We start from the raw sequence: 4,849 nt of genomic DNA, 5'->3' as shown, positions 1-4,849 counted from the left end.
GGACAGTGATGTCCCATTTATTCTGGATAAAAAAACTGGCATTGATGATTTCCATCAATACCAGAAAGTTTAGACCCAAAAATTCATGCGAATTTTGATTGGAACTGGCTCCTTTTTTGATTGATGGCTTACTATTCAGATGGACTAAAGGGTCACATCATTGACAATATAATCAGGTTTTTCACCTTTATTCATCGCTACCGTATTCTTTGCGACAATCTTAGCCATTGCATCACGGGCCTCCACCGTTGCATTACCGATATGCGGTGTCAAAATGACGTTTTTGAGTGACTTGAAGCCATCATCAACTTTAGGTTCATGCTCGTAAACATCGAGCGCTGCCCCAGCAATATCATGATTTAATAAGGCTTCATAAAGGGCGCCTTCGTCAATAACTGGACCCCGGGAGGCGTTAATTAACATGGCACTGTCCTTCATTGCCCGGAATTGTTCAGCACCGATCATATGGTGGGTAGCTGGGGTTGCCGGTACGTGGAGGGTTAAGACGTCAGCGTTCTCAATGACTTCATCAACACGGGCAAACTTGGCGCCTAACTGGGCTTCCACGGTCGGATCGAGTTGCTTCCGCTGACTGTATAGGATGTTCATGTCAAAGGCGTGCATTCGTTTGGCAACGGCTTGACCAATTTGGCCCATGCCAATAATACCTAACGTTTTGCCGGCCAATTGGTGACCGAGGAAGAAGAGGGGAGCCCAACCAGAAAAGCCTTCTTCACGCATCAACTTATCGCCCTCGACAATTCGATGAGCCAAGCTAATCATCAATCCGCAAGTGACTTCCGCAGTTGACGTAGTTGAGACCTTGGGGGTGTTGGTGACTGGAATGCCCTTTGATTTGGCGTAATCCGTGTCGATGTTGTTAAAGCCAGCGCCATAATTGGCGATTAATTTGAGATTTGGGGCGCTGTTAATCACGTCTTTATCAACTTGAGTGGACAATGGGGTGATCAGGAAGTCCTTATCTGCCACGCGTTTGATGAGCTCATCCTTGGTGATCAATGCACCGCTATCGTCAAATACATCAATGTCTAAATCGGCATCTTTTAAAATGTTCAATGCCTGTTCAGGAATCCGTCCCGCAATTAAAATCTTTGCCATATTCTGTCTCCTCCTTAAATTATATACAACTTCATTATAGGTCATTTAAGGTGATGAATGGAATCGTTTACGCTTTGAGCTGGCTAAAGTTGACTTTTGATTTGTTCATTGTGAATAACTGAATTAAAATAAGGGATGAAGTGTGGTAATGCTGAAATCATTAAATGAGGTGGAATAAGATGAGCCAATTTACTGCCCAACCAAGCTTTTGGAAAATTTTTCCGGATGTCAAAATTGCGGTGATTACGGTTCACAATTTGGATAATCATGATAAGGGACAAATGCCACCGGAACTGTTGGCAGAAGCCAATGATCAGGTTGAGGATCTAATTCCCAATGAACCAATTAGCGCTAACCCACTGATCCATGAATGGCGAGAAGCTTTCAAAAAGTTCAAAACAAAGAAGGGTGCGCGGTTTGCGGTTGAGAACCTGTTAAAGCGGGCTAAGAAAGGCAATCCAGTCCGCAGCATTGATCCCTTAGTGGATATCTATAACGCGATTTCTTTGCGAACGGGGTTTCCGATTGGGGCACTTGACCTGAATAAAATTCAAGGTGGGATTAGTCTGGAAGTTGCCAGGGGCGGCGAACCTTTTACTGCAATCGGTGAAGATGAGGAAGACCCCGCCTTACCCGGCGAAGTCATTTATCGAGATGATGAAGGGGCTACCAGCCGTTGTTGGGCGTGGCGGGATGCCAAACGAGTCGAAGCCACGGACGATTCAACTGATATTTTGATGTATTCGGAATGTTTGAAGCCGGAGTGGCGGGAGAACCATGAGCGGGCAATGACAGAATTGACCGGCAATATTGAGAAGTATTTGGGAGCTGCGGCAAAGATCCAGTATGTGGCTCGCAATCAGCCGATGGTGACTTATAAATAAAAAGTTGATCTTCATTAGGGTGGTCTTAAAAAATGAATCGATTATTGATGCTAACAGCTAGCGCTTATCGCAGTAAAGTCGTCCAGGTAATCGAACAAACTTTTCAATTGTTATTCCCAGTGATTTTACTTGGGAGTTCAGCTGAGGTCTTACAGTTTGTTTTTTTGACTGCCAGTGGGTATGTCGCGACAATTTTTAATGTCCCTCAATGGTTGCCTTTCGACCGAGAGCTTTCAGTTTTAATGGGGACGGTCTATCACTGTACGCTTGGAATGGTTGGCTTGTATAGTGCTTATGGGACTTCTTACTTTACCGTTAAAGTGTATCGGCGGCAATCTTCACCAAGCGCGGGTTTAATAGGACTACTAGCGTTCTTGATGATTGCGTTTGAACCTCGAAGCGGTGGTAGAGTTACCTTTAATCTGCCTTTAATGGCAGAAGGGTTACTAGTGGGTGTGTTGGTTGGCTATGTTTGTGGTCGAATTTTGATTGCGTTTAAAAATCAGCAGACTGATTGGGGAGAAATGATGTGGCGGCTAGCCCTCATTTTTGCATTAGCCCTTAGTGTGAACTTGCTGATGAGTTTTTTAAGGCGAACGGGGGCTCTTTCAATTCTGACGGTTAGTGGGCCACAGCCAACGTCAGGGCATACTTTGGCCTTTGTCTTAATGATGGGGGCGTTAACGGAATTGTTATCTTGGATTGGAATTGGGGGACCGTTTACAGCCAACCCGACGTTCACGGATCCAGCCTCAATTGCGAATTTAAATCATGCTTTAAAAGCGGGATCACCTTGGAATGCCCCTCACCTATACACTGATACCACGCTATTTCACAGCTTTGCTAACTTTGGCGGTAATGGCGTGATGTTAGCTTTGATTATTACCATTTTGATTTTTTCAAAACGAGCGGACAGCCGAACTGTCTCGAAGTGGTCAATCTTTCCAGCCGTTTTTAATAGCCATTATGCCATGATGGTGGGGATTCCAGTCTTATTTAATCCGATTTTTCTATTGCCATTTATTCTAGTGCCCGTCGTTAATATGACAATTGCTGCGACGCTTTTGGCGCTACATTGGCTCCCAGCGGCTGTTTATCCAGTTCCAGCAGGTACGCCGGGACCCTTAATCGCCTTTTTAGGAACAAATGGTAATTGGGTATCATTATTACTGGGAATCTTCTTAATTGTGATTGATGTTTTAATGTACGCGCCATTTATCAAGTTGGCTGAAAGGGTGCAAAAAAGTGCGGGTGAGTTGAAATGACATGGCAGAAAAAACATTGGGTAGTCGCTCTAATAAGCATTGTTATGGTTATCGCTGTGATCGTTGTATCGCTTCAATGGTCGCGAAAAAGCGTTTCACAATTAGCCCAGCGTCATAATTCAACGTTAGTTCCACTGATCATGATTCCGGGAAGTTCGGCGACAGAGAACCGGTTTGACTCGTTAGTCAAAGCCTTAAACATGAATCGAAGAAATCCTCATAGTTTACTGAAGATTCGAGTGGCTAAAAACGATCAGTTAACGTTTTCTGGTCAAATCCGCCCCCGGGATCGCGCGCCAATTGTTGTCGTCGGATTTGAAAATAATCAAGACGGTTATTCAAACATTAAGAATCAGGCGCGTCAATTTAACATTGCCTTTAAGGCTTTAAATAAGCGTTTGAGTTTTAGCCGGTTTGAAGTGGTTGGTCATTCTAATGGTGGATTAATTTTTACCGTTTTTCTTGAAAAGGATTATTCGCAGTATGCCAATGAGGTTCAAGTCACAAAGCTGATGACGATTGGGTCACCATTTAATTTCAATGAACGTAGCATTAATAATAAAACCCAGATGTTATCTGACCTCATCAAAAATCGGCGGGAACTGCCCACTACTTTAAATGTCTATTCGGTCGCTGGGACACAAAACTATACCTCTGATGGGATCGTTCCTTTAATGAGTGTGATGGCCAGCCGCTACGTTTTTCAAGGTCAGGTGAAGCACTTTACAACGGTGACCGTGTCAGGGTCGGATGCCCAACATTCAGATCTCCCCCAGAATCGCCAAATCGTGAGTCTGATTAACAACTATATGTTAACGGCTAAGCGGCGATACCGAGTTCAACCGAATGAACCAGAACTTCATTAGTGATTTAAGCGAAATTTCAGTTTTCCCTATTGACATCGCCACGGTAACCGTCTAAGATAAACGTTAAATTAATGAGAGAACGCTGTGAGAAAGTTGAGTAGCATTTTTACATCCGAAAGCGAGCCTTGTTTGGTGGGAGAAGGCAGGACAAAAAGTGTGAAAATCCCTTTTGAGCGATGCACCGAAGAAATTAAGTAACGTGCATTGGTGACACCCATTATCGTGTTAGCGTATCGCCTTTTGAGGCCTTACGTGAAAGGCAGTTGTAGTGATATAACTGCAAATATAAGGTGGTAAAGTGCACATAGGCGCCCTTAATTCAGTTAACGCTGAATTAGGGACGCCTATTTTTATGGAGTGAGCGGATCCAGGCGTTTAATAACCGAAACATAAGTCTCCACAAGCAGAAATCCCGCCTTTGGATTTTTGTTTGTGGTGCTTATGTGCAGGTTATTGCCTGGAGGAGCTGTCCTCAGCGCTGTAACCGAATACCCACACCCACACATTATTAATTTCTCAGTGTCCCCAGCGTTTTCCAAATCTAAATGAAAGGTGATGGTTTTCTTGAAATCTCAGATTAGCAACGGTCCGATTAAGTGCTTTGAAAAAACGTATTTACTAAAGGAGTTCATCAATTATGAAGTGCAACAGAAAAGTTAGACAAGTTTAGATATTGATTTAAGCTACCATGGCTTGATTCCTGTATTCTACAGGG

The 4,849-nt window shown here is 43.7% G+C and carries 4 protein-coding genes; 3 read left to right on the top strand and 1 reads right to left on the bottom strand.

All coding sequences use genetic code 11. The features are described 5' to 3' along the window. Positions 1-144 precede the first annotated feature (144 nt). On the bottom strand, positions 145-1,119 hold the full coding sequence (locus tag KTE19_RS12860) for a 2-hydroxyacid dehydrogenase family protein (RefSeq protein WP_217342444.1): 975 nt from the start codon (positions 1,117-1,119) through the stop codon (positions 145-147). Positions 1,120-1,298: 179 nt separating this feature from the next. Here KTE19_RS12860 and KTE19_RS12855 point away from each other — a divergent pair, with 179 nt between their 5' ends. The 3 genes from KTE19_RS12855 to KTE19_RS12845 are packed head-to-tail and all read left to right on the top strand — an operon-like array spanning position 1,299 to position 4,134. Further along, positions 1,299-2,003 carry a B3/B4 domain-containing protein gene (locus KTE19_RS12855; protein WP_217342443.1) on the top strand — a complete coding sequence of 235 codons (705 nt, stop codon included), beginning with the start codon at positions 1,299-1,301 and terminating at the stop codon, positions 2,001-2,003. A 32-nt stretch (positions 2,004-2,035) separates the two neighbouring features. Then, entirely contained in the window at positions 2,036-3,268 is a 1,233-nt protein-coding gene (locus KTE19_RS12850; protein WP_249778663.1) for a PTS transporter subunit EIIC, read from the top strand. Next, a complete protein-coding gene (locus KTE19_RS12845; protein WP_217342442.1) occupies positions 3,265-4,134 on the top strand; it encodes an alpha/beta hydrolase in 870 nt (289 codons plus the stop codon). Before KTE19_RS12850 ends, KTE19_RS12845 begins: the two co-directional genes overlap by 4 nt. Positions 4,135-4,849: the final 715 nt, after the last annotated feature.

The organism is Lentilactobacillus dabitei (assembly GCF_019061365.1).
Taxonomy (GTDB): Bacteria; Bacillota; Bacilli; order Lactobacillales; family Lactobacillaceae; genus Lentilactobacillus; species Lentilactobacillus dabitei.
This window is presented reverse-complemented; position numbering and strand designations above follow the sequence as displayed.

Excerpts from the sequence above, each read along its gene's own strand:
- KTE19_RS12850 (WP_249778663.1), top strand. The coding sequence starts at position 2,036 with ATGAATCGATTATTGATGCTAACAGCTAGCGCTTATCGCAGTAAAGTC.
- KTE19_RS12860 (WP_217342444.1), bottom strand. The coding sequence starts at position 1,119 with ATGGCAAAGATTTTAATTGCGGGACGGATTCCTGAACAGGCATTGAAC.
- KTE19_RS12855 (WP_217342443.1), top strand. The coding sequence starts at position 1,299 with ATGAGCCAATTTACTGCCCAACCAAGCTTTTGGAAAATTTTTCCGGAT.
- KTE19_RS12845 (WP_217342442.1), top strand. The coding sequence starts at position 3,265 with ATGACATGGCAGAAAAAACATTGGGTAGTCGCTCTAATAAGCATTGTT.